The sequence below is a fragment of the Microcoleus sp. MON2_D5 genome, assembly GCF_036701905.1.
Lineage (GTDB): Bacteria > Cyanobacteriota > Cyanobacteriia > Cyanobacteriales > Microcoleaceae > Microcoleus.
This window is the reverse complement of record NZ_JAUBRM010000003.1, coordinates 128,610-153,693: the sequence shown is the minus strand read 5'-3', so window position 1 is coordinate 153,693 and position 25,084 is coordinate 128,610. Positions and strand designations below refer to the sequence as shown.

Genomic DNA, 25,084 nt, shown 5'->3' with positions numbered 1-25,084 from the left:
GTTATTGGTTATTGGTTATTTGTTAGTTAGTACCAATGCCCAATTCCCAATGCCCAATGCCCAATTCCCAATGCCCAATTCCCAATTATTAATTACCAAGATGATGAATCATTTAAGCCTCAAATCGCTGGCATTTTACGGGGTTGCGATCGGCTCAGTTTCACTGCTGTTTAAAGTAGTAACTGCTTATGGGGAAGCAAATTTAAAGGCTCCTCCGGCAATTGCAGGAAATTATCGCTTCGATCCTAAAAGTTTGCCCGAATGTCTGGAATCTGATGTTTTGGTATTGACAATCGAGCAATCGGGTGTTTATTTGAGCGGTAATGTGCGATCGGGCAGCAGGGAGGGCAGGGAAAAAATAGCGCAGGAGAAACCTTCTCTATTTGGTAAGTGGGAAACTCAAGGATTGAACTTGTCGGGTGCGGTTGCTAATTTAGCTGGTTGCAGCGACTCCACAGCAACCGGTCAAAACAGTTCTGTTAAAATGCGCGGAATTGTGGAGCAAGAAAGCCTAAAAGGAAAAATTAGTCTAACTGATAAGGCGGCGGCTACAGATTTTACGGCTCAAAGAGAAGCGGCGGTGCAACCCCAGAAGCAGGAACATTGATTGATCCCAATAGAGAATAAGAAATGGGAAATGGGTAATTCTTTGTCGCTTTTCGACTCTCCCCTTCTCCCCTAACGAAGCAAGGAATCACAAAGCTCCGGCGACGTGGGTGGGGAGTGGCAGATCAAACTCCCGCTGGAGCTCGCCTGTGACGGTCGGTTGCTGCTAAATTAGAAAATATGCCTAAAAGTCAATGATAAAAATAAAGTATCCCAGAGAAGTTCTTGGTTGAGAATTTGTCTTGCTCAAGACCCCCCGTGCCCGTATAGTTTGTTTGGAATGGATGTTGCCGTGATATTAATGCCGTCAGAAACTTCGCTTACCCAGTCAAACCCGTTAATTTTAGACAGTTTGCCAGACTTGTCGCCTTCCGATGGGGGATGTCCCCGCCGAGCCAGATTACAAATTGACTTGATGTTGCTGGCGATCGAAGCCTTGTATCTCGGAGGTGCCGAAGAAATGCTGGCCGTGTCAAAGGAACTGGAATTGGAATCAATTATCAAAAATCGGGTTGCCCTTTGGCTGATGCGTAATACTAACCCGCTGAGACGCTACACGCAGCGCCGCTCGCTTACCATGGTGGAGGCAAAAGCGCTGGTGGCGATCGCCTGTAATATGGCGCGTAAGTTAACCGCCACAATTCGGCAGTTGCTGCTAGACTCGCAGCAGTTGCGATCGAGAAATATCCCCCTCAACCAGAACCTGCCGCTGGCCGAGTATTTAGAACGCTTTCGAGCTCACTTTCGATCGCGCATGAACCCCAAGCGATCGGTAGTTGCAGCTTACGATTCCGACGACAAGCTCAACGAACTAGCTTTGAACTTGTTGAGCAAACTGCTATTTTGTACAGGCACAGCCGGAATGCAGCGCTTCTGGGTTAGCCTGTTTGATGGAGAAGTTGAATAAAAAATGACTATTAGGCGTCAGTACAGTCTGCCAAATTGCACCCTAGTTCTAGAAGGGTTGAGCGATGGATCGGCAGCCAGCCAGTTAGATATACGGCCGGTGCTTTCCATACTAATGAGCGCTGAATGCTATGTGAAAGGTCTCGGCGAGCCCCTGACGGGGGGGCGGGAGTTTTTTGAAAGCTTGGTGAGGGCCGTCAGCAGCTACGCTCAAGAATTTATGAGCGGAGTGCATTATCCCGATCGCTACGGCCCGAATGTGGGTATGGTGCAGTTACACAGAATTGACGGGAATTTGCACCGATTGACCGTTCTACCCGCCTCCACAGGCAGCCCAACCCCAATCGATCAAAAAACAGAACTGTCGGCCAAAGTAGATTTGACGACGGTACAGCTATTTGACTTGGTAGAGGCGATCGATCAGTTTTTTGCCGACACGCAGACGCTGCCGGAATTATCGCTGCAATTAACCCCAATTTCCAAGCGTTACGTCAAGTCGGCCGAACCTTTGGCGAAACGGACTTTGCCTGCTGTGGTGGGGGTGTCGAGTTTGGCTTTGGCTGCGATGGCGTTTTTCTTGGTGCCGGTGCCGGAAGTCCAGCGCCAGAGAGATCCGGTGCCGCAGCCCAATCCAGCGGGCCAGAATCAAGGGACGCCGAATCCGGGCGGATCGGGTTCGCCTAATCCCAATCCCACGCCCCCTGCGGGCGGTTTGCTGCCTGGGACTCAAACTCCGAACGCTGAATCGATTTCGCCGACTCCGAGCCCCGCGCCGCAGTCGGACGCTTCACCAAGCCCCACACCGCAGTCGGACGATTCACCTAGCGCCACACCGCAGTCGAACACTTCGCCGGAAAGCACGCCCAGTCCTGTTGCTGAAGGTTTGGCAAGCCCTGAGGCAGCAGCCGTGCCAATTACCGATTCAGGGGAAATTGAGCTGTTGAGGGGCAAACTTTCCCAGCAAATTGACGGAGCTGTGAAGAATCAGCCTCCGGATGCGGAGTTGGTTTATCGGGTGAGTGTGGCCCAAGACGGGGCGATTGTCGGTTACAAGCCCGAGAATTCGGCAGCAGTCGATCGATCCGAAACGCCGTTGTCGGAGTTGCTTTACAAACCGGTTGGCACCAGGCCACCGGCGGAACCGCTGGCTGATTTCCGCGTAGTTTTGGCACCAGACGGCAATGTTCAAGTCACTCCTTGGTAATGGTTGATTGTTGACTGTTAACGGTTAACTGTTGACTGTTAACGGTTGACTGTTGACTGTTGACGGATACCAAATCCCGCTTAAATGCTCCCTCAATCTCTTAGTCTGCGGAGGCAGACTTTGTTTTTCTAGTAGCGATTTCAATCGCCGAATCATCTACAAACCGATTGCTGATTCAAAGCCCTGTTGGTGCGATTGGCTCAATGTCTGGGTCAAATCCTCCAACTTGATTTGTGCGAATTATCCACAAAAATGCTCCCTGTTTTAAGAAAATTTTGGCTATTTCATCTTGGGTACGCCTGGGCAGCATTGTTCGGTAACTAATAACAGCTTTTATTAGGTTCACTATACCGACAAAAAAAGTTTTTTTCAGTTCCGCATCAATCCCCGCCAATCTTGCATTTTTGCGCCAATCTGGACGGACAATGCCGAGGGGCATTAATACTTTTTCTAAACTCTCTCCTAAAGCTACTAACTGGTGAAACCTTTGGGTTTGTGCGTCGGTGGGATGTGTTTTCAACCAGTCTTGAATCTGAGGATTTGACTCTATTTCGGAAGTAATTTTTTTAATTGTCGCGTAAATGGCCTGACTTGAATCTTGGACGCAAGAAGTTGCTGGGGTGACTAAACTTGCGCCGGTGCCGTCTCCGCTGCGGTAACGGGCCATCATGATATCTAGTTGCTGGTTTAATTCGGTTAAAGGCGACAAGGTGATGCCGTCAAAATCGTAGTCGCAACACACGCAATCTAATTTACAGATGATATCGCAAACCGGGCGATCGCCCAACCAGCCGCGCTGCAAGTCTCCCATGTAGCTTTGCCATTTGCTGGAACCGGCAACAATTCCGTCGGGATTATGGGCGTAAACTTGTTTGTATTCTATGTCAAAACGCAGTTCGCTGGTAAAGCGATCGCGCACTACTTTTGCTACTCCCAAAGCAAAATGTCCGGTGACAATCCCCAGCGGTGGCCGTTCGCCTTTTTTGCCGCCGATACCGCCGAAACTGTGAATCACTATCCCGATATCTCCTTCTTGCCAAGGAGAGATTGAATCGTTTTCTGTAGCCTCATTTGGGGTTAACAATACTCTTTTTGCTTGCCCTTTTTGGGCTGGTGTATTTTCCCAATTTTTGTAGTTTAAATAAGCGAGAGATTTTTTGAGGCCGAAATGTGTTTCATCTGGTGTTAATTGGGCAATTTTGCGGGGTTCGATTGCCTGCACTACAAATATACTGTCTTCGTCTCTTTCGCCGTAAATGTACCAGCCGTCTGGATTTAAGGGGGATTGTTCGATTAGGTGATTGGTAGACCTCGCTACGCCATTTTTGTCGGGCTGTACTTGGGGAATCCGAATTATTTCAGCGGCGCCGTCAAATTGTTGAGATGTTTTGTTGAAATGCCGGACAATAAATTTGTCGCTGTCGGCTTCTTTTCGCTGTAAAATTGAGACTAAGGCGCAGAAACGTCCGATAATTTGTACTGGTTCGCGATCGATCGTGAGTTCCTGGCGATCGCTGCTGCTATAATTAATTGCAATCACCGGCCTGCGTAGCATCACAGTCACGCTGTCTTCGAGTCTGCTGCCTGCTAGAGTTTCTAAAGGGCTGACATTTCGCCAGCCGTTCAATCTATCTGGATGGATATTGCCAGATTTTTTACTATTTTTAGCCTGTTTTGTGAATTTGAGATCTTGGGTTACTGCGTGGACAAAAAACTGTACTTGGCGATTTGTACTCCATTTCAAAAAGGCTGTTTTGCCAATGAAATATTGATATTTTTTAGGTGCATTTATCACTTCAAAATACACTGAACCGTAGGGCTGGCGTTCTTCCTTTGACGGCAAAATTAAGCGCCCGTGCCAAAGAGCGATCGGCTTGTAGAGGTAGGCAACTGCTGCTGGATTTTCACAGATTATCTCGGGCTCAAGCGCTTCTGAAATATCGCTTTTGCCTCCAAAAATAGTAGCCGTTAAATTGCCGTCACTTTCTACGAATCGGGGTTCTAAAAAAACCTTTTCAGGTTGTGGAATATTAGCGGTTAAAGAGCCAGTATTTTTTTTAAACGAACGTCTAAAAAAAAGGCGAGTGTTTTCCAATTTTCCCTGCAACCAATTGAGAAAAAGGCGAATAAAAATAAATGCTGTTAAACCAAAAACAACAGCTAAAATAATCAGCCCCAGGGTCAAAATGAATTGGTTTAAAGACTGACCTGACACTAAAAAAATTGTTGGCCCGATCAAAGAGAATACCGCCATAATATCTAAAAACGAGTTTTAGGTTCGATCCAGTCTGTGCTGGCTTGACTGCCGAAAACTAGGGGTTTGTCCTCGGTGACTGCTACCGTTTGCCCTGTCATATCAACGGCACAAAGAGGCCAAGATCGCTCGCCCAAATTGCCGGCGCGGAACAGAACTTTTCCGGGACAAACTTGACTCCAACCCAACAATACAGCATGAGTGTAAAGACTGCGAGCGGGAGCAACGGTATAAGTGTAATTATCATTTTTGTCCCAAATGACACCGTAGTCGGACATATCGGAAGAGTTGAAAAGTGCTTCAAATTCGCGGGCGAGAATGCGGGAACCGTCTTGATTCCAAGAAACAGGCACTAAAATGGCGATCGTCCCGGACATATCTGTATCATCGCTAGCATACATCCCACTTTCTGCCAGTGGCGAAGCAGCCGCCACTGTTTGCAGTTCGCCAGTTTTGAGATTTTCCACAAACATGACACTGCTAACCCGACACCGGGAGAATTCCGGCTGCACTTGCAACTCAATTCGACTGTAAGCTGCGTATTGGCCGTTAGTTGAAACTAGGGATGGACTGCGATAATAGCGGAGGCCTGTGCCGGCAGTGGAACTCACTTTAGCATGAGTGGCAGTAATCCATTCCCAAGGAACGGGATAAGGGCTATTTAAAGGGTCAGTCATCGGTTTTTTTTCCAAAAGTTTTACTGAATTATCCAACAGATTCAGGGTGGCACGCAACGGACTAGAAACCTGCTTTCTGCCTCGATGCTTCGCCACTAAACCCCTGATTTATAGAAACCGGGTTTCTTTTTTAGATCTTAGATGGGAGGGCACATCTCAAATCTCAAATCTCAAATTTCCAATCGGATAGGTAAGATAGTATCGAAATTAATCTGGTATGTACACCGAGAGGGATGAAATATGACGCGATCTTTTAAGCAAAAACCTTCAATCCCCCCCACTCGCGTCTCTAAGTCGCGGGGAAAAGGTTTGCTTGTACTGTCACTGATTTTTCGACTGCTGCTGCTGGGGGTGGGCAGCGGTTTTGCGTGGGTTTTGGGGATGACGATCGCTCAAATTTATCCGTCAGGCGCGACGGAAATGCCGCTGGCAGAGAGATTGCTGCGTGTAACTCAAAATTTGACCTCCAGCCCGAAACGCGCCCCAGCAACGCAAATTCCGACGCTTCCGCCACCAAGCGCTACACCGACTCCCCAGTCCAAAGTCAGTCCTGCCCAGAGAGAGAAATTGCAGTCGGATTTGAGACAGTTGCAGGGCGAACTCAACGCGCTGATTGGTCGCACGGCGGCTTTGGAGAGTCAGTTGGGCAGCAGCCGCCCGACGGAAACTTTGGAAAAGCGTTTGCAGTTGATGTCGCGGGAATTGGCAGCGCCGGAAACGGCGGCAAGTGTTGCCCCTGCTTTACCCGCGATCGGCAGCAGCCCGAGTCTGAACCCTGAAACAGTGAATACTACGCCACAGAATGCCAATAATCCGGTGTTTGGGGGGGATGGGCTGATGGTGACTCTACCCAGCGATGTTTTGTTTGATACTGGCAGCATTTCTTTGCGCGCGGGAACTAATGCGATTTTGGACAATTTGGTGGCGGAGTTGGGCAATCACGAGGGGGCAACTGTGCGCGTTGCGGGCCACACTGACGACGCGGGGGAAGCGGGGGACAATCGCAATGTGTCGTTTGCGCGGGCTCAGGCTGTGGTGCAGTATTTGTCTGGTGTGCTAGGTCAGAAGTATCATTGGGTGGCGATCGGCTATGGGGAAAGTCGCCCTTCGGTGGATAATAGTTCTGATGCTAATCGGCAGCGCAACCGTCGCATTGAAGTGGCAATTAATCCTTAGTTTTTAGCGAGCGGTAATCAGTCACCAGTCATTAGACTTATTGCATAAATATTTTGATTGAGAGGGGAACAGCAGAGGCAACGCAGAGGCATTTCAAGATTGTTTGGGAAGGCTAAAATTCAAGTCTAGTCTTTAGTTAATAGTGCGAGATTAAGATATGGTGAGTGTTTTTTTTGCAATTTCTTAAGCTCGCACTGCACTTTCAAGCATATTAGGCCGATGCCAACAGAAACGATATAAATTAAATATTTCAATTCCCCTCTCCCTATAGCCCCATTTCGGGAGCATCTCATATTTGTAAAAACACTTCTTCTGGCTCCTTCCTTCTGACTCCTTCCTTCTGACTCTTTCATCCTGGCTCCTGGCTCCTAACTCCTAACTCCAATTTTGGGCTTGGCTGCTTTCATTGAGATGCTCCCCCATCTCTCCATCTTCCCCATCACGCCGAAGGTGTAAGAGGTGGCAAGTCAGAATTATTTTTAGCCCGATCTATGGCCTCTCGATGTTCGCTCCTAAGTTTTGGTTTTAAATACAAGTTTTCAATCAAAGCTGCCACTCCCGCAAACCAAGGCGGCACAATTACCGCTCCAATAATTCCTAATACTTGAACGCCGCCCAATACAGACAGCAATTGATATAAAGGATGCACACCAACCGATGAACCAACCAGCAAAGGATCGAGGACGTAAGTTTCTAAATTCTGGATAATTACAAATAACAGTAATACCCACAAAAGTACCCAGCCACCTTTAGCTAGTGCTACGATTAATGCTGGTACTGCTCCCAACACGGGGCCGATGAAGGGAATCAAGTTGGTAACACCTGCGATCGCACCCAAGCCTAAAGAAAATTCCGGCATTCCCAAAATGCTCAAACCTGTGGTAATAAATATCCCTAAAATGCCCGAAACTAACACTCGCCCGCGAATATAACTCCCCATTCTTTGACCGATTGGCGCGGCTTGTGCGGCTAATCTTGCGTCCCAAGGTTTAGGGAAAAATTGCACCAAACTTTTGATTAATGTGTCGCTGTCGGCAACCATGTAACCTGAAATAAATAATGCTAAAACTAGGCTGAAGACCCCACCTAGAATGCCTCTCGTTAAACTGTACGATCGCAAAACCAGTTGTTGACTCGATCGAATCAACCAATTAGTCAGCGATTGAGTGTCCACCAACTGACCCACCAAGGTTGGGGCATCGTCGGTTAGGCGACTCAATAAATTAGTTGCCACAGTTCGCAAACTTTCAACATACAGTGGTAACTGTCGCAGCAGTAACTCTATTTGTTCGATTACCGTGGGCCCGATTAACACTACCGTCCCGCTAAATCCGCCGATGAGAGTTAAATAAACCATAATCACCGCCAGCCAGCGGGGAACCCGCATCGTTTGGGCCCAATTAACGATCGGGACGATCGAAGCAGCCAGCACGACTGATATCATTAGAATTACTAGCAGGCTCCGCAATTGCCACAGCAGCACTAGCAGCAACGACGATGCTACAATTAGCAGCAAGTTAGGTAAAGAAATAGTTATCCGCTGTTCTGACATGATTAAGTAATCAAGGTTTGTATTGGCGCTTATGTCATCCCGCAGGGCGGGTTTATTTATCTTCTCATTTACCAAATATATGTCGGGTAAAACCCGCACCTACTCATCTTATAATAAAAAGTAACATCGGTTCAAAAAATAATATGCAACCCCCATATTCAACCCAAGATTTCTCCACTATTTCGTCTATAAAGTCACCAACGCTGTTTTACGAATGGCAAAATTATCGCTGTGCTTATGAACTTTATAACCCAACTACTGCGACAGAAGATAGCATCCCTTTGTTATTAATTCATCCGATAGGAGTTGGCTTGTCAAGAATCTTTTGGCATAGATTTTGTGAGAGTTGGTACAAAGCAGGTAACACCAACCCGATTTACAATCCCGACCTTTTGGGCTGCGGCGATTGCGAAATGCCGGCTGTGGCTTGCTATCCAGACGATTGGGCCGCACAGTTGCAGTATTTCTTGGAAACTGTAGTCAAAAAACCTGCGATCGTCCTCGTGCAAGGTGCTTTACTATGTGTAGCCTTGGCTTTAGCAAAAAGGCAGCAGGAAAGCGGCTCAAATTTAATTCGCGGCTTAGTCCTCGCAGGGCCTCCCGCTTGGGCGGTAATGAACAAACATTCGACCGAAAGACAGCAACGGATTGTCTGGAATTTGTTAAATTCTCCCTTGGGAAACGCTTTTTACCGCTACGCCAGACGCGCTGAGTTTTTGCGTTCTTTTTCAGTGAAACAACTGTTTGGCGATGCGGCAAAAGTTGACAGCGAATGGTTGGATGCTTTGCAGGCTGGGGCAGCAAATCCTGACAGCCGTCACGCGGTTTTCTCGTTTTTAGCGGGGTTTTGGCGCCAGGATTATAGCGGTACGATCCAAAAGTTCGATCGACCCGCACTCATTGTGATGGGAGAAACAGCCTCAAGCATCAGTCAAGCGGGTAAGGAAGAGAAACCGGATGAAAGATTAGCGCAATATTTAGCCCATTTTCCCAATGCGGAAGGTTTATTAATGCCGGGGCGTAATGTTTTGCCCTATGAATCCACCGCAGAATTTGTCGCGGCTGTTGCCGAGTTTGTGAATAAGTTAAAGAAAAATTAAATCTATTTGTGTAGTTGTTATCTAATAATAACTCACACAGTTTGTTGAAGAGAGTCTTCAATACGTTGCTGCAGGTCAGGATTTCGTTTCACAAACTTGCGGAATGCTCGTTTGAATTTGGGAGTCAGAACCAGTGATCTCATGTTTCTGGCTCGTCCAAAGACTGGCGTAATGTTGAAATAACATCCTCGGCTGACTGCTGTCGGAATTTGCCTTTACGGAAATCAGCTAAGGTTTGTTGAGCATCCGCAGCTATTTCGGCGCGGATACTCTCGCGGTGACGGTTTTGCAGGATTTTTATCAGCATTTCCTGCTGTTCGTAGGACAGTTGCAAAGCAGTTTCTAGCACTTGGTCGAGGGTATTCATAGAACTAGGCTATTACCTCTAAGGTTGAACAACTTGCGAAGTTTAGTAAATTGTATCGCTTATTCCAAGACTAGGCTAAACTTCAAGAAAAATGCACTAAACTACGTCTTGTCATAAGCGAGCGCAAAATCATTACGATCGAACCAGGTAAACGCGGTGGAAAGCCTTGCATCAGGCGAATGCGAATTACCGTGTATGATGTGTTGGGTTGGCTGGCTGCGGGAATGTCTCATGCAGAAATTCTGGACGATTTTCCCGAGTTGACGGAGGAAGACATTAGAGCGTGTTTAGAATTCGGCGGTTGAAACCGCTTCTTGTCAAACCAAGTATGCCTCCGCAGACTATGAATTTAGTTTCAACCCCGATGCCAGATGGTTGTACCATCTTTTTGATCGATCAGAGTAATTCCCTTATCCTTAAGTTCGTTGCGAATGCGATCGCCCTCAGCGAAATTCTTAGCTTTCCGGGCATCCTTCCGCTGCTGAATCATCGCCTCAATCTCCCCATCAGTTAATCCGCTAATCACTTCAAGTTTATTAATACTTATGTTCGAGTTATCGGTATAGAGAGTCGCACTTAGCGGGACGCTTATGCTAAATCCTAAAACTCGGGCTAACTTAACAAGATTCTGCCACTTTTGTTGCAACACTTCCGAAGGCATTTCCGTTTTTCCCCCATGTACAATTATATTGCTTTCGCGCCGCAATTCCTTCGCCAATTCAAACATAACAGCTAAAGCATTAGGAGTATTGAAATCATCATCCATCGCTGCTCTAAATTGCTGTACAGCCTCACTCTCCACTATGGGCAATTTCAGAATTTTATCTGAATCCCAGCCCAATTGGGAACCGTGCACAAAACCAAAAACTATGCCTTCGTTAAGAGTATTCCAGCCATTTCGAGCCCTAGCGATCGCCTCTTCGGTAAAATCTATTTGACTGCGATACTGCGCCATCAACACAAACAGCCTCACCGCCATCGGTTCCACCGCTTTTGACTTCTCGCTTTCATTCTTACTCCCCCCCTTACCAAGGGAGTCTTCATTCTTACTCCCCCCCTTACCAAGGGAGTCTTCATTCTTACTCCCCCCCTTACCAAGGGGGGGCTGGGGGGGGTTAGATTCCAAATCCCCCGACCAATTGCCCTCCAACAAATCGCGAATTGTAATAAAATTGTGCAAAGATTTCGACATCTTTTTGCCGTTGACAGTCACAAAAGCATTGTGCATCCAATAATTAGCAAGTGACTTGCCAGTCGCGGCTTCAGATTGAGCAATTTCGTTTTCGTGATGCGGAAAAGTTAAATCGGAACCGCCGCAGTGAATGTCAATTGTTTCGCCCAAGCAATCGCGCACCATCGCCGAACATTCGATGTGCCATCCGGGGCGACCTTTTCCCCAAGATGAATCCCAAGCAGGTTCTCCCGGTTTAGCGCTTTTCCACAGGGCAAAATCAGAGGAATCTTGCTTTTTTTGAGCTTCTATTTCTGCGGTTTCCAATCTACCGCTAGCCCCGGCTTGCATTTCTTCCAACTTGCGGCCGGAAAGTTTTCCGTAATCTGCAAACTGGCTGACGTTGTAGTAAACATCGCCGCCGGAAGCATAGGCATAACCTTTATTTTCTAATTCGTGAATCAGCCGTTTAATGCCGTCTATTGTATGGGTGGCGCGGGGATATTCATCGGCCCTGAGAATATTGAGCTTGTCCATATCTACGAAATATTCATCGATGAAGCGTTGCGCCACGGCTTCCATTGTTGAATTTGTTTCGCGGGCGCGGTTGAGAATTTTGTCGTCAATATCTGTAAAATTCTGCACGTAGCGCACATCGTATCCCCGCCACATCAGATAGCGGCGCACCATGTCCCAAACAATGTAAGCGCGGGCGTGGCCGACGTGGCAGTAATCGTATACCGTAACGCCGCAGCAGTACATCCGCACCTTTCCTGGTTCGAGGGGCTCAAAAGGTGATTCGCGACGGGTCAAGCTGTTGTAAAGCGTTAGGGGCATGGGATTTGAGATTTGGGATTGATGTACTGCTCTAATTTATTATATTGCGGTTGGTGAATCTTTCGGTGTCGCTACCAAACATCTGTTAAATCTAAGACAAATCCCGGTAACACATCTTCCCCTGACAAAGTGCTAGGATTATCTAATATTTCCACATCCTGATTTTGTCTGTATATCTCAACTTTCTGGTTTTTGCGATCGATTAACCACCCCAAACGAGATCCATTCGCGATGTATAGCGGTTCTCAAGAAAGTGAAATACACGGGCTAGTTCGATGCCCCATGCTTTTAGGCCCGATGCCCAACGCCCAAGAGCACCTCATGTTACTGATAAAGGCTATATTCCCGCATTTTTTCTCGCAATGGTTCCAGGTTGTCAGACTTAGAAAGCAATACAGATTCAGAAGAAATAGCGACCTTAGAAGGGAAGAGAGAAAGTAGTACGTCAACAGATGCTAGAATATCTCAGCCCCAAAGTTGCCTTTTTTTTATCCAAACAGTAACCAAAACGGTTAAAGGGCGATCGCGCACGCTTAACAGTTATTTACAGTTTGTAGGGGAGGAGTTGACAGTGAAATATAAAGAAAACAATAGTTTCAAAACAGGAGTCAAATGGCTACTGTGGTCTAGTTTTCTCATTCTAGGCATCGGCGGCGGCTTATTTGCCTACGGGTTATATCAAAATCGACCTCCCGAACCCATAGGAGTGCGCTTGATACCCGTCAAACTTGGCGATATTGAAGATACGCTTAATGAAAGCGGCACTATTGAATTGGCTGGTCAACAAACTCTTAAATCTCCCGTTAATGCTACTGTTGATGAAGTGTTAGTAAAAATCGGGCAAAATATCACATCTGGTCAGAACTTAATCACTCTTCGTAACCCCGAAAAACAAACAATTCTCAGCAAGCAAGAGTTGGTGATTCAAAAAGAAAAACTCACTCTAGAAAGCTTACGCCAAAAACTTGTTGCCGCCCAGGAAACGCTCAGTATCGCCCAAGGGAGACTTCAAAATTATAAATCCGGGCCAAATAACGATTTATTAGAAATTAAAAAACAGGAAATTGCTTTAGCAAATAATCGCCAAAAAGTTGTTGACGCTGAGGTGGTTTTGGCTGCTGCTGAGCGGAAACTTACCGAGCAAAAAGCATTATTTGAAAGAGGTTATATTCCGGGAGATGAGGTGCGAGCCCAAGAAGACGAAGTTCGCAATGCTAAAGTCAGTTTACGAAACGCACAGTCTCAAATCAACACCGATCTGCTCGACCTCAAAAGTCGGCAAATTCAGCGACAAGATAAAGAGCAAGGACTTCAGGAAAAAGTGATCGCTGCTGAGTCAGGAGTGCGACAAGCTCAGTTAGAGGTTGCTACACATAGCCCCACTCTCCAAAGCTCTCTGCTTGAGTACCGAGAAAAAGAACAGGAACTAAAAAACAATATGGTGACTGCATCTATTGATGGCAAGGTACTTAATATTCAAGTTAAAAATGGCGACGGAGTGCCGCAGGGAACAGAGCTTTTGACATTAGGTGACCCTTCACAAGAACTGGTAAAACTACAGCTTTCTACCCTCAATGCTGCTAAAGTTAGACCCAATCAGTCCGTTCGTATCAGCATTATTGGCCCCAATCCTAAGCAGTTTTCAGGAAAAGTAGACAGCTTATATATTCTTGCTCACAGTGGTGAGAGTAAAGGAAACGACCGCTCTAATCAAGGCAATCAACCAACGGTTCCTGCAACAGTAAGACTCGATGCTCCAACCCGGACTTTGATTCCAGGGAGTCAAGTGAATGTGGAGATAATTTTGCAGCAGCGCCAGAAGGTAGTAGTTTTAAATACAGAGGTAATTGTGCGATCGGAGTCTAAGCCTTTTGTGTGGATTCGTGACAGTCAAGGCAAAGCCCAGAAACGGTCAGTTACATTAGGTTTAGAAGGATTGACACAGGTAGAAATAACTTCTGGTTTGCGGCCAGGTGACAGTGTTGTGATACCCCCTCCTGAACCTTCCTTAAAACCAGGAACTCCTATTCAGGAAGAAAAAACAACTAAAAAGAAAGAAAAAACAGAGGGTGCCGAGCAGGAATAAAGATTAAAGAATAGGATCAAATCAGCTAATTTTATTAATGTACGAAATGTTGAGTTGTGATTTTTAATTACTTATGAGCCTTTCTCCTTTAGACCTCCTCCGCCTTACTTGCATTTCCCTAAGTGGCAATCTTTTGCGATCTGCCCTAACTACAGTCGGAGTTTTTATGGGTGTAGCTGCGGTCAGCGCAACGCTGCAAGTAGGCAATATTAGTCGCGCCGTAATTGCTGAACAACTGGCCAAGCGAGAAGCACCTCAACTGGGAATCAGTATTTCGGATGACTTGGGTTTGAAGTTAGAAGATATGGAATTTTTACGGAATCGGCTGAAAGGAATTCAGGCGATTAGCGCAGCAAATTGGTTTGGTTATAACGAAAAAGTTATATTTCAGGCTGAAGAAGCGGAAACTAATATCTTCGCTGTTTCTCAAGATCATTTATTGACATCGGGGCGGCGATTAATGGAGGGGCGTTTTTTTTCACCTAATGATTTTACTAATTATCGACCTGTAGTGGTAATTGATGAAATGCTGGCGACACAACTTTTTAAAGGTGGCACCAAACGTGTAGGTCAGCGCATTTATGCTAAGCGTAGACCTTACATTGTTGTTGGCGTAATGGAGAGCAAGGAAGGCTTTTTTGACAAACCCGAAGCTGAAATGTGGGTGTCGATGTCGGTTTACAAAGCGATGACAGGTAGCCAAAGAATTGGGAGAATTTCGGTGCGCCCTTACAATCTTAAAGATATTAAAGGAATGGAAAAGCAGGCAGAAAAACTTTTGGAGCAGCGCTTTCCCAAGGCAGAGGTTAATACTTGGAACAATGTTCAGGAAATTTTGGAGCAGCAGGAAACTCTGGAACTTGCTTCACAGGGACTATTGGCAGTGGGGGTAATTTCGCTATTGGTGGGAGGGGTTGGTATTGCTAATATTACGATCGCGGCGGTGATGGAACGCACCCCAGAAATTGGTTTGAGACGTGCGATCGGGGCTACTCAGAGAGATATAATGTTGCAGTTTATTCTAGAAGCAGTAATTCTGAGTTTAGCGGGGGGAATTGCTGCTATTGTGACGGTACACGGGTTAACGGTGGTGGTAGCGGATGTTTTTAAGTTGCCTTATAAATTTGACAGCAACACAGCAGCTTTGGCTTTAGGATCGGCATTAGCTGTGGGAGTGGGAGCTGGATTTCTCCCGGCTCTGCGAGCTAGTCAACTCGATCCTGTTAAAGCGCTGCGTCAAGGGTAGTCATCCCGTAGGAAATCGCCATAGAATTACTTGCAGAAATCACTGGAGTTAGCATGACTGAGCAACCGCACGAAGATTATCTCCCAAATAGCGATTCCCCTGCTCGCTACGAGATTCCTTGGATATTTCGTTTTAGCCTAGTTATGGTTGCAAGCTGTGGGCTATTGGCGATATTTGCTGTTGCTTTTAAGTCTAGTTCAACAGTCAAAACTGATGTTAGCTCTAAATCTGCGATCGCGCCCAAAATTCGGCCACTTACCACTAAAAAACATCTCCCACACATCCAAAATCCACCGCAAAATCAGGCGCTCATTAAACCCCAAAATCAGAGAGAAACGCCAACTACCAACCAGAGAATAGTTATTCCTCAATTCCCCGGCGAAAATCCAACAAGTAAAATCAAACCCTCACCAATTCCCAATTCCCAATCCCCAATCCCCAATTCCCAAGTATTAACAACTTCTACTACTCAAAAAAAACCTGTTCAACCCGAATCAATAGTAATTTCTGAAGCTCCACCCAATCCAGAAATAACAGCAGAACCCATACCTGAAAATACCCAAAATCCAACTCTTCAACAGCAATCTATAGCGGATGAATTAGGGGTTGAACTGACACTCCAGGAAGTTGTATTTTTAGGCTTAGAAAACAACAGAGATATCAAAAATCAATACCTCGAACGCATCGTCCAAAAACAAGATTTAGCCGTAGCAGAAGGCTTATTTGTCCCTATTTTTACACCGAGACTATCCGTGTCATCAATTCCTTTGAGGAATGGGGGAAGAGTCGCTACTACTGGCGAAGTCGATTTATCTGCCCAGGTGAGTGTCAAAATTCCCACAGGAGGAAATATAAGTTTTGTGTGGAGTGGTAAACAAGGACAAGATGCGAATGGTTTTGGCATTAATAGTGAAGGTTCTTTAAGTCAAAATCTCAGGTTAAATTTTACCCAACCTCTGTTAAGGGGAGCTGGAGTTGCTGTCAATCGAGCACCAATTGAGATTGCTCGCCTGAGTGAAAAAGGAAATATTCTGAGTTTGAAATCGACGCTAATTGAGACAATTACCTCAGTAATTTTAATCTATCGAGAGTTGATTAGGGCTCAGGAACAAGTTAAAATTTCACAAAGTTCTCTGGAAATTGCCCGTCAGCAATTGGAGATTAATCAGGTTTTGATTGAGGCAGGAAGGGTAGCAAAAGTTGAGATTTTTACAAGTGAAAAAGCTGTGGCAGATCTGGAAGTGACAGTATTAGCTAGTGAGGAGCAACTGAAGAAGGCAAGATTAGCACTGCTGCAAGTTCTAGACCTCGATCGCAATCTTAATATAATAGCAAGAGAAGCTGCTGCTGTACAGACTAACCCTCTGGATTTCTCTAAGATTCTACCATTAGCTCTGTCAAATAGTCCTGGTTATTTACAAGTACAGCTCGACCGGGAAATCGCTAAATATCAATTGCTACTAGCGGAAAATAATCGAAAATGGCAATTGGATGTAAATGCAAGTTATAATAATAATGCTACTAATCTTTCAGACAGCAGCTCGGATTTGAGAGCGGGACTGGTTTTGACTCGCGAATTTGGAAATAGAGGAATTGAGCGAGATTTTCAGAATAGTCGTGTTAAGCTATTACAAGCTGAGAATAATTTAAAGGAGTACAATCAAAAGCTGGAAGTTGAGGTCAGAAATGCAATTCGAGATATAAATTTGAATCTTAAGCAAGTAGAACTAGCTCAAACGTCAAGGGAGTTAGCGCAAAAGCAATTAGAAATAGAGCGAGAAAAAAGAAAATTGGGAGTGCAAAGTTCTCGGAGTATCGATATTGTGAATTCTCAGAAGGAGTTAATAGAGGCTAGAAATGCAGAACTTAATGCGAGAATTGCCTATTTTAATGCTTTGACAAAGCTTGATAAAATAATAGGTACTACTTTGGAGACGTGGCAGGTGAGGATTGAAAATGAAGAATGATGTTAGTTAGTTGTTATCGGATTGAATGAGACTTGTCAGTAATTCCAACCAGGCTCCATCGGATCGGGAGCGGTAGAATCAGCCGTCAAGCAGATAGGTACAAGGCTAAAAATTTCATTCTTCACAGTAGAAATCTGAAAGTGTTTCGCAAATGTTACAACTGCGTTGTGCCTACTTGAATGGTTAATTTGCAGTTTAATATTTTTGCAAAATCGGGATGCTCCCGCGAAGCCTTCTTGTTAGAAGGATTATAGAGCAATACGGTTCAGTTAAGGAAAATTGTAGCGAAAATGTTGGGCGGAGTGAAACGGAGGGTTCGTTCCACTCCGCCCAACCTACGCACGATCTGTTTTTTAGCACTAACCCAAGCGTATTGGATTATAGAGAAAGTCTTCCACTTTGTCATATTCGCAAAGACATATCCATTCTAAACGATCGCCCCCACCCTCCAAACCCATCAAAAGCCCCTCTCCCCATTTGTCATCAAATCCTGACATTTGCTTCAACACCGATCCCCCAAATCTCCCAAATGTCAAGATTCCCTGACAAAGTGATCCCCAAAATCACGAAAATGCGTATAAGTACCCAGGATTGAGGCAAAAGACCCCTTGACCCGATCGCAAGTTGTCTGCAACATTGAGTCATGACAAAGCGATCCCAAAGAAATGCTTGGATTAAGCAACCCTGGGAGTCGAATAGCGCGTGTGCTGCCAGCACAGCGTTGCTAGCAGCACCGATCGCACTCACAAAATCGATCTTGTCAATCAAGAATCGACAGATAAAGCTTTATTTAGATCTGACGGTGCGCGCCGAAGCCCAGAAGTTCAAACCCCCGATCGCATTGGGGACAAGACAAGCTAAAAACAAGCAAGGCTTCAAAGGTTGGAGAGATTTGGAAGCTCGATAATATGTGGATTAAAAAGAGTTTCTAACTCAAAAAGTCAACACATTTGTGTTGAGAGGAAAAATCTAACCCGCCATCCCAAATTAGTGGAGAACAAACTCATGGCAAAAGAACGCCCACCATTAGAAGAGATGACTTTGCGACAACTCCGCAGAGTTGCTAGCGAATGTGGAGTCTCTCGCTACAGTCGGATGCGGAAATCGCAACTTCTGGCATCAATTCAAGAAATTCAGCGCACCAAATTTTCCTACAGCCCATCTCGCAAACTAGAGGCACAAGAAGCAGTGGAAGCAGCAAAGTTTGAACTCGGTCAAGAAGATAGAACAGGCGGTTCTTTGTCGTCTGTAGATGAAGGTTTAGCAGATTTGCCCAACGGCTACGGCGAAAGCCGGGTTGTTTTAATGCCCCGCGACCCAGAATGGGCCTACACTTACTGGGACATTCCCAACGATCGCAAAGAAGAATTGCGCCGCCAAGGAGGACAGCAACTAGCGCTGCGGCTCTACGACGTTACAGATGTTAACCTCGAAACTCAAAGCCCGCACAGCATTCAAGAATATCCCTGCGACGAACTGGCGCGGGAATGGTACGTGCCAATCCCCGTGAGCGATCGGGACTACGCGATCGACATCGGCTACCGCTGTGCAGATGGCCGCTGGCTGGTATTAGCTCGATCGGCCCAAGTCCGCGTTCCTCCCGTCTATCCCAGCGACTGGATTGAAGACCAATTCATCAGCCTCGATTGGGAAGAAGAGTTGCAAGGCAAAACCTTCGCCGAACTGGTTCCTCCGGCCAAGAAAATGGCACAAGCAGCTAATGGCTTCGGTTTCAGCCCCAGCAACGCCATCTACGAACAAATCTTCGGCATGGCAGAATCTGCCGAATCCCTGCGGGTAGCGGGTTCTATTTTCGGTTCCATGCAGCACGTCGCCGGTTCCGTCCAGCAAGTCGGCATCCACGAACAAGCTGTAAGTTCCTACGTGTTCCCCTCCGGCGTCGGAATGTGGGCTGCTCCCACCATGTCCGGCCTCACCGCGTCGGGTGTCGGTATGTCCGGCCTCACCATGTCCGGTTTCGGTATGTCAGGTGTTGGTATGTCCGGTTTCGGTATGTCAGGTGTTGGTATGTCGGGAGTTGGCTTCGCCGCCCCGATGCGCCCCCGCCAGTTCTGGTTAGTTGCTGATGCCGAACTGATCGTTTACGGTGCCACCGAACCCGACGCTACCGTCTACGTAGGCGGACAACCGATTAAACTCAATGCTGACGGCACTTTCCGCTTCCAGATGTCCTTCCAAGACGGCTTAATCGACTATCCGATTTTTGCAGTAGCAGCAGACGGCGAACAAAACCGCGCCATCCACTTGAAATTCAACCGCGAAACTCCAGAACGGCGCACCAATACCAAGCAGGATGCCGTTGTGGAATGGTTGGGCTAATCCCAAAGGTCGATCGAGCGGCGGGCGCTGATTCAGGTTTGTGCCAATTTTTGAACCATCACAAGGCATAGCCTCAGCCGATCGTGATTTGTTAAGGTTAATCGCAGACAACAACCCATAACACCCCCTATACACCGTTCTCCTGTTTTGAGGAGCGGTGTTTTTTGTATTTGGAAGGAAGAAGGAAGAAGGAAGAAGGAAGAAGGAAGAAGGAAGAAGGAAGAAGGAAGAAGGAAGAGGGAAGAAGGAAGAAGGAAGAAGGAAGAAGGAAGGAAGAAGAGGGAAGAAGGAAGAAGGAAGAAAATTTTAGTTATCTAGGAGAGAAGTTTTAGTTATCTAGGAGAGAAGGAAGAATCAATCTACTGCATGGGTTTTAGCAATTAAGAATGTCCTCACCATCACGGCAGTTGCTATATGGCAAAATACCAGGCAAGTGCGCGATCGACCAAAGTTATACCAATTCTTAAAAGTAGGGATAAAGATAGATTGTATGCGAGCATTCGGCTCTCTGGAACTTACGGTGATATTTTTATCTAATGAGAAAAGCAAGCTAATACACGATCTCGAAAATTGTCAAAATTAGAAAAGCCATATCCTTGTCGCATAATCAACTTAATTCGATTATTTATCCCCTCCATCACTCCACTTGTGGTGCGATTGATAAAGTAGTTACAAATTCCCTCAAGGTGATTGATAATTGTCAAGGTAGCTTCTTTGAAAAATTATGTCGCATACTTTAGCCAATCCTTGAACTTAGCCTGGGCTATTTTGACGGTCAGATGGGTCTCGTATATTTGCCTAAACTCTTCTTTCATCTCATAAGCGATTCTTAAGCATTCTGATTTTTTTAAGGTAACAGCCAACCTTTGAACTTGCTCATAATTCAGATTACTTCGATTACTTAACAATAAGTATTTGCTGCCTCTATCTGTAATTCCTGCTGCTCTACGCACCTTATTTAAATCTTTATTAACTGCTTTCATTACATGAAAACTATCGATGACAATTTTGGCATTGGGAAATACTTTTTCTATGACTTTTGGAAATCCTCCCCACATATCAATACTCACTTCTTCAACTTGTTCTCGAACTTCAAACGGTTGCTTGACAAGGACTTCAATGATTTCTTGTTGACGGTGAGAGTCAATCATTTCAATCAAATTTCCCCCATCAATGTCACTAACAACAGTTACTAAACTTCCTTGGCCTTTACGCATACTTATCTCATCTATACTCACTCGCTTAGTTGACTCCCAATACTTTTTTTTTGAGAGGAATGGACAAAAGTAAAAATATTTTTAATTTCGTCATAACTCAATTCTTCTTCTCGCCCAATTTGTGACAGGATCGACTGTTGAACGCGCGTATAAATATTTTGTTCGTATCGTTGAGTATGCCGTCTTTTTTTGTCCATAAATTCTAATTTTTATGTACTATAACGTTGACAACTAGAGCAATAGAACTGCCGACGAGGCACTTTTAAATACACAGAACGACCAAAAACTGACAAATCTCTAGTTAGTATAGGTCGATTCTGATGGAGTTCTTCTGTAAAATTTTCACAGTGAGGACAAACTATTCCTGACACTACAATACTCAGTTTAAAGTAAATCTTTCCCTCAATTTGAGTACAAGTTTCAACCTTGACTCCCGGCAAGTCTAATAAATAATCTAAATGAAAGCTCATCGCATTAATTGTATTGAATGATCTATTTTACACCATAAACTCAGGAGAGCCGAGCATTCGTAGAAAATTAGGTCTTGCCTAAGTCCCTACTTTATTTCATCCGATTGACAACGGCTATCTTATATCGTTTCCGGTTGCATCAATATTGTTCAAATGTCCAAAAAGTCTGTTGGCGCGAAAGCATAATTTTAGTCAACAGCAAACAGTCAACAATCATGAGGAGGGCAACCGGAATTGATATCAGACAATTTTATTAATATCTATCTGTAGATAGATGTTTACTTAAATCCCGTTGTTGCTAGTTAAATCAAAATTTGCACTCTTGACTCAAGCATTATTAAGTAAGCTAAAGTTTACTTAAATTTTTATTGCACAAACTCGGTAAATCCAGCGAAACAAAAGAAAGCGAGTTATGAGAGAAAGAAGGCGATCGCACAGCCACTTCTCAAAAACAAATGCAAAAAATCAATTCCCCGCCGCAACGGAGGCAGAAGCCTCGCCTTTTAGCCTTATTCGCTGTCACATTAGCCACCGTCTTGCTTTTATTTATTCTGCCGGCACTGACTCAACAGCCAGTCGTGCTCACCATGTTAATGCAAGGTCAAGACATTGTTAACTGGAGACCCTTTGTCAAAGAATTTGAACAGAAAAACCCCGACATTCGCATCAACCTCATAGAAGGGCCTTTTGACACCAACCTCATAGAAAATCTTTACACATCTGCCTTTCTTTTAGGCGAATCGCCCTACGACATCATCAACATGGATATTGTCTGGGTTCCCAAATTTGCAGCCGCAGGTTGGGTAAGCGATTTGACAGACAGAATTTCCCCCGAACAACTATCAAAATTCATCCAAGGTAACGTCGAAGGCGGGCGGTATCGAGGCAAACTTTACCGAATTCCCCACGCTTCCGATGCCGGAATGCTTTATTACCGCAAAGACATTTTAGAACAAGCGAAAATTCCAGTGCCAAAAACCTTTGAAGAGATGGTAAAAATCTCTCAAAACTTGCAGAAACAGGGAAAAGCAACTTGGGGTTATCTGTGGCAAGGCAAACAATACGAGGGAGTATCTGCAATGTTTGTCGAGGTGCTCTCCGGTTTTGGCGGCTTTTGGGCAAACCCTCAAACTTTTGAAGTTGGGTTAGATAAACCCGAGGCAATTAAAGCAGTAGAATTTCTCAAAAAAACGATCGCCTCCGGCATTTCTCCTCCGGGTGTCACCACCTACGGCGAAGAAGAAACGCGGCTGTTGTTTCAAAACGGCAAAGCGCTGTTTTTGCGAAACTGGCCGTATGTTTGGAAGCTGGCAAATGCCGAAGGATCGAATGTTAGAGGCAAAATCGCGATCGAGCCAATGCTCAGCAGTACGGGTAAAACAGGCGGTTCCTGCTTGGGTGGCTGGGGCTGGGGAATTGCCAAAACCTCAAAACATCCAGAACAAGCCTGGAAAGCAATTCAGTATCTTACCAGTGAGGAAACCCAGCGCAAATTTATTTTAGAAACCGGTTTAATTCCCAGTTACAAATCGCTGTTTACCAACAAAGAAATAGTCGCCAAATATCCTCACTACCCGCAACTGCTAAAAGTAGTGGAACGGCCAGCTTTGCGCCCGCCCCTGGCACAATACGCTCAAGCTTCTGATATTTTGCAGCGTTATTTGAGTTCAGCTTTTACCGGGAGAATGAGTGCCGAAGAAGCAATGAAAGCAGCAGGTACCGAAACTCGCAATTTATTAGGCAGTTTAAAACAACCCCAAGCTTCGTAAAACTGACATCTTGCTATTCTGTTAGAAACAGGCAAGATGCCTGTTCCACAAAGAGTTAGAAACAGGCAAGATGCCTGTTCCACAAAGAGTTAGAAACAGGCAAGATGCCTGTTCCACAAAAAGTTAATTCAATTGTGGGCCGTTGCTCCTAGCCAGCCCAAAAATAAATTAAAGGTGAACAATATGCAATTAGACAAGATGCGACAGCGCGAACAAAAAACCGGATGGATATTAGTAGCACCAGCTTTGATAATTCTGATCCTAGTATTTGCTTACCCAATATTGCGCGCTTTTTGGCTGAGTTTATTCACCCAAAACCTCGGTACAGAATTAAAACTGGTTTTTTCCGGTTTTGCTAACTACAGTCGAATGTTAGGGGACGGGCGTTTCTGGCAAACTTTAGGCAACACCACTGTATTTACAGTCGTCTCTGTTTTGCTGGAATTAATTCTCGGTATGGGCATTGCCTTAGTCTTAAATCAATCTTTCACAGGGCGCGGCATTGTTCGCACAATCTCTCTGCTACCTTGGGCGCTGCCGACTGCATTGATGGGAGTAGCTTGGGCGTGGATTTTTAACGACCAGTACGGCGTAATTAACGACATTTTAAGGCGTTTGGGATTGATTCAAAACAGCATTAGCTGGCTGGGAGATCCCACTTTGGCAATGATGGCAGTGATTACAGCAGATGTGTGGAAAACGACGCCCTTTGTCAGCTTGCTTTTGCTAGCAGGATTGCAATCAATTCCCGGTGATTTGTACGAAGCCCACGCCATTGACGGCGCGAGTAGCTGGCAGAGTTTCCGTCAAGTTACTGTGCCCCTGCTGATGCCCCAAATTGTGATTGCTTTGCTGTTTCGATTTGCCCAATCTTTCGGCATTTTTGACTTGATTCAGGTGATGACGGGAGGGGGGCCGGCGGGAGCAACGGAGACGGTTTCTATCTACATTTACAGCACGGTGATGAGGTATTTAGACTTTGGGTACGGGGCGGCTTTGGTGGTGTGTACTTTTTTGCTGTTAGTGGCAGCAGTTGCGATCGCCGCTTACCTGTTATCGAGAGCCCGCACCAATGCAGCCGGAGGAAACTAAGACGATTTTAGATTTGGGATTTGAGATTTTAGATAACCAACAGTTGCACTTTTATTTCATTGGTATAAATTATGTCGATCGCCCGCGAACAACCCACCAAAAAAACCTTTGACATCCGCCAATTAATCTTGCCAATCTCAGCACTCTTAATCGTCGCATATTTCCTCGCACCTATTATCTGGCAGGTGCTAACTTCTTTCAAAGTAAATGCAGATATTTCAGCGATTCCCAACGTCTACATTCCCAAACGAATTACTTTCGAGCATTACCTGTCCCTATTCCAGCGCCGCCCGTTTGCACTTTACATTTTAAATAGCGCTTTTGTTTCCATTACTTCAACATTGCTGTGTTTAGCAGTAGGCGCTCCCGCAGCTTACGCTTTAGCCCGGTTGCGGCTGTGGGGGGAGAGAATCATCCTGGCAACTGTGACGATAGTTACCCTATTTCCGGCGGTGCTGCTATTTTTAGGACTTCTAGAAATTGTCAAAGCTTTGGGTTTAGGGAATAATTATTTAGCATTAATTATTCCTTACACCGCTATCAATCTACCGCTGACAATTTTGGTGATGCGGAGTTTCTTTCAACAGTTGCCAAAAGATTTGGAAGACGCGGCTAAAGTAGACGGATACAACACTTTCCAAATGCTGTGGCAAATCGTGCTACCGATGACATTTCCAGCTTTAGTCACAACTGGAATTTTGACATTTATTTCAGCTTGGAACGAGTTTATATTTGCACTAACATTTATGACTCGCGAATCTATAAAAACCATTCCCGTCGCAACGGCTCAACTTAGCGGGGTGTCAGTATTTGAGATTCCTTACGGGCCGATCGCCGCAGCCACCGTTTTGGGAACATTACCCTTAGTTTTCCTGGTTTTAGTATTCCAGCGGCGCATCGTTCAAGGTTTAACTGCGGGGGCGGTAAAAGGATAGTTGAGAACTCCTTCCTAGGCTCAGCCTGGGAACCGATATCTAGAGGCTCTGCCTCGCTTTTTAAACAGGAAAATTGGAGGCAGAGCCTCCGGATATGCGTGACCAGGCAGAG

At 45.5% G+C, this 25,084-nt stretch carries 22 protein-coding genes and 3 pseudogenes; 16 read left to right on the top strand and 9 right to left on the bottom strand.

All coding sequences use genetic code 11. The annotated features are described in order from the left end of the window. Positions 1 to 70: 70 nt before the first annotated feature. The 3 genes from QUA47_RS02160 to QUA47_RS02150 all read left to right on the top strand — a co-directional run bounded on the left by QUA47_RS02160 (position 71) and on the right by QUA47_RS02150 (position 2,716). Entirely contained in the window at positions 71 to 607 is a 537-nt protein-coding gene (locus QUA47_RS02160) for a hypothetical protein (RefSeq protein ID WP_333281034.1), read from the top strand. 279 nt (positions 608 to 886) lie between these two features. After that, entirely contained in the window at positions 887 to 1,513 is a 627-nt protein-coding gene (locus QUA47_RS02155; RefSeq protein ID WP_190658477.1) for a DUF3038 domain-containing protein, read from the top strand. Positions 1,514 to 1,516: 3 nt separating this feature from the next. Next, entirely contained in the window at positions 1,517 to 2,716 is a 1,200-nt protein-coding gene (locus QUA47_RS02150; protein ID WP_333429539.1) for a DUF4335 domain-containing protein, read from the top strand. Between the two features lie 175 nt (positions 2,717 to 2,891). Here QUA47_RS02150 and QUA47_RS02145 read toward each other — a convergent pair whose 3' ends face one another. Together QUA47_RS02145 and QUA47_RS02140 are read right to left on the bottom strand one after the other, a co-directional pair. Next, the gene (locus QUA47_RS02145) at positions 2,892 to 4,970 is read right to left on the bottom strand and encodes an abortive infection protein (protein WP_333429538.1); all 2,079 of its coding nucleotides are present in this window, start codon (positions 4,968 to 4,970) and stop codon (positions 2,892 to 2,894) included. A 5-nt stretch (positions 4,971 to 4,975) separates the two neighbouring features. Beyond that, positions 4,976 to 5,647 (bottom strand): hypothetical protein, encoded by a 672-nt coding sequence (locus QUA47_RS02140; RefSeq protein ID WP_333429537.1) that lies wholly within the window; start codon positions 5,645 to 5,647, stop codon positions 4,976 to 4,978. Between the two features lie 240 nt (positions 5,648 to 5,887). Between QUA47_RS02140 and QUA47_RS02135 the strand changes: the two genes are divergently transcribed. Next, entirely contained in the window at positions 5,888 to 6,823 is a 936-nt protein-coding gene (locus QUA47_RS02135) for an OmpA family protein (RefSeq protein WP_333429536.1), read from the top strand. Positions 6,824 to 7,262: 439 nt separating this feature from the next. Here QUA47_RS02135 and QUA47_RS02130 read toward each other — a convergent pair whose 3' ends face one another. Beyond that, entirely contained in the window at positions 7,263 to 8,375 is a 1,113-nt protein-coding gene (locus tag QUA47_RS02130; protein ID WP_333407074.1) for an AI-2E family transporter, read from the bottom strand. Positions 8,376 to 8,518: 143 nt separating this feature from the next. On the opposite strand from QUA47_RS02130, the gene QUA47_RS02125 reads away from it, so the two are divergent. Beyond that, entirely contained in the window at positions 8,519 to 9,475 is a 957-nt protein-coding gene (locus tag QUA47_RS02125; protein ID WP_333429535.1) for an alpha/beta fold hydrolase, read from the top strand. A gap of 139 nt (positions 9,476 to 9,614) precedes the next feature. On the opposite strand, the gene QUA47_RS02120 is transcribed toward QUA47_RS02125, so the two are convergent. Beyond that, entirely contained in the window at positions 9,615 to 9,842 is a 228-nt protein-coding gene (locus tag QUA47_RS02120) for a hypothetical protein (RefSeq protein WP_333429534.1), read from the bottom strand. Positions 9,843 to 9,955: 113 nt separating this feature from the next. Between QUA47_RS02120 and QUA47_RS02115 the strand changes: the two genes are divergently transcribed. Beyond that, the gene (locus tag QUA47_RS02115) at positions 9,956 to 10,147 is read left to right on the top strand and encodes a DUF433 domain-containing protein (RefSeq protein ID WP_333429555.1); all 192 of its coding nucleotides are present in this window, start codon (positions 9,956 to 9,958) and stop codon (positions 10,145 to 10,147) included. Between the two features lie 50 nt (positions 10,148 to 10,197). Here QUA47_RS02115 and cysS read toward each other — a convergent pair whose 3' ends face one another. Further along, positions 10,198 to 11,850, bottom strand: a complete 1,653-nt coding sequence (gene cysS / locus QUA47_RS02110) for a cysteine--tRNA ligase (protein ID WP_333429533.1) — start codon at positions 11,848 to 11,850, stop codon at positions 10,198 to 10,200. A 71-nt stretch (positions 11,851 to 11,921) separates the two neighbouring features. Continuing rightward, positions 11,922 to 12,086: pseudogene (locus tag QUA47_RS02105) on the bottom strand (Uma2 family endonuclease); the annotation flags it as partial. Positions 12,087 to 12,223: 137 nt separating this feature from the next. On the opposite strand from QUA47_RS02105, the gene QUA47_RS02100 reads away from it, so the two are divergent. The 7 genes and pseudogenes from QUA47_RS02100 to QUA47_RS02070 all read left to right on the top strand — a co-directional run bounded on the left by QUA47_RS02100 (position 12,224) and on the right by QUA47_RS02070 (position 19,821). Then, complete coding sequence (locus QUA47_RS02100) at positions 12,224 to 13,936, top strand: HlyD family efflux transporter periplasmic adaptor subunit (RefSeq protein ID WP_333429532.1); 1,713 nt, start codon at positions 12,224 to 12,226, stop codon at positions 13,934 to 13,936. A 73-nt stretch (positions 13,937 to 14,009) separates the two neighbouring features. After that, complete coding sequence (locus tag QUA47_RS02095; protein WP_333429531.1) at positions 14,010 to 15,182, top strand: ABC transporter permease; 1,173 nt, start codon at positions 14,010 to 14,012, stop codon at positions 15,180 to 15,182. Positions 15,183 to 15,235: 53 nt separating this feature from the next. Continuing rightward, the gene (locus tag QUA47_RS02090) at positions 15,236 to 17,149 is read left to right on the top strand and encodes a TolC family protein (RefSeq protein WP_333429530.1); all 1,914 of its coding nucleotides are present in this window, start codon (positions 15,236 to 15,238) and stop codon (positions 17,147 to 17,149) included. A gap of 54 nt (positions 17,150 to 17,203) precedes the next feature. Next, a pseudogene (locus QUA47_RS02085) lies at positions 17,204 to 17,336 on the top strand (ISKra4 family transposase); the annotation flags it as partial. Positions 17,337 to 17,792: 456 nt separating this feature from the next. After that, positions 17,793 to 18,056 (top strand): hypothetical protein, encoded by a 264-nt coding sequence (locus QUA47_RS02080; RefSeq protein ID WP_333429529.1) that lies wholly within the window; start codon positions 17,793 to 17,795, stop codon positions 18,054 to 18,056. Between the two features lie 98 nt (positions 18,057 to 18,154). Next, positions 18,155 to 19,489, top strand: a complete 1,335-nt coding sequence (locus QUA47_RS02075; RefSeq protein WP_333429528.1) for a DUF4912 domain-containing protein — start codon at positions 18,155 to 18,157, stop codon at positions 19,487 to 19,489. A 164-nt stretch (positions 19,490 to 19,653) separates the two neighbouring features. Further along, positions 19,654 to 19,821, top strand: a complete 168-nt coding sequence (locus QUA47_RS02070) for a hypothetical protein (protein WP_333429527.1) — start codon at positions 19,654 to 19,656, stop codon at positions 19,819 to 19,821. Between the two features lie 201 nt (positions 19,822 to 20,022). Here the strand turns inward: QUA47_RS02070 and QUA47_RS02065 are convergent. From QUA47_RS02065 to QUA47_RS02055, 3 genes and pseudogenes are all read right to left on the bottom strand, one after another. Continuing rightward, positions 20,023 to 20,706: pseudogene (locus QUA47_RS02065) on the bottom strand (ISL3 family transposase). A 17-nt stretch (positions 20,707 to 20,723) separates the two neighbouring features. Then, positions 20,724 to 20,903 (bottom strand): transposase family protein, encoded by a 180-nt coding sequence (locus QUA47_RS02060; protein ID WP_333429526.1) that lies wholly within the window; start codon positions 20,901 to 20,903, stop codon positions 20,724 to 20,726. A 12-nt stretch (positions 20,904 to 20,915) separates the two neighbouring features. Further along, positions 20,916 to 21,176 carry a transposase family protein gene (locus tag QUA47_RS02055; RefSeq protein WP_333429525.1) on the bottom strand — a complete coding sequence of 87 codons (261 nt, stop codon included), beginning with the start codon at positions 21,174 to 21,176 and terminating at the stop codon, positions 20,916 to 20,918. A 455-nt stretch (positions 21,177 to 21,631) separates the two neighbouring features. Between QUA47_RS02055 and QUA47_RS02050 the strand changes: the two genes are divergently transcribed. The 3 genes from QUA47_RS02050 to QUA47_RS02040 all read left to right on the top strand — a co-directional run bounded on the left by QUA47_RS02050 (position 21,632) and on the right by QUA47_RS02040 (position 24,972). Further along, positions 21,632 to 22,945 carry an ABC transporter substrate-binding protein gene (locus QUA47_RS02050; protein ID WP_333429524.1) on the top strand — a complete coding sequence of 438 codons (1,314 nt, stop codon included), beginning with the start codon at positions 21,632 to 21,634 and terminating at the stop codon, positions 22,943 to 22,945. A 183-nt stretch (positions 22,946 to 23,128) separates the two neighbouring features. Next, the gene (locus QUA47_RS02045) at positions 23,129 to 24,037 is read left to right on the top strand and encodes a sugar ABC transporter permease (RefSeq protein WP_333429523.1); all 909 of its coding nucleotides are present in this window, start codon (positions 23,129 to 23,131) and stop codon (positions 24,035 to 24,037) included. A gap of 71 nt (positions 24,038 to 24,108) precedes the next feature. Continuing rightward, positions 24,109 to 24,972: a carbohydrate ABC transporter permease gene (locus QUA47_RS02040; RefSeq protein WP_333429522.1), complete on the top strand. Its 864-nt coding sequence runs from the start codon at positions 24,109 to 24,111 to the stop codon at positions 24,970 to 24,972. The last annotated feature ends 112 nt before the right edge of the window (positions 24,973 to 25,084 follow it).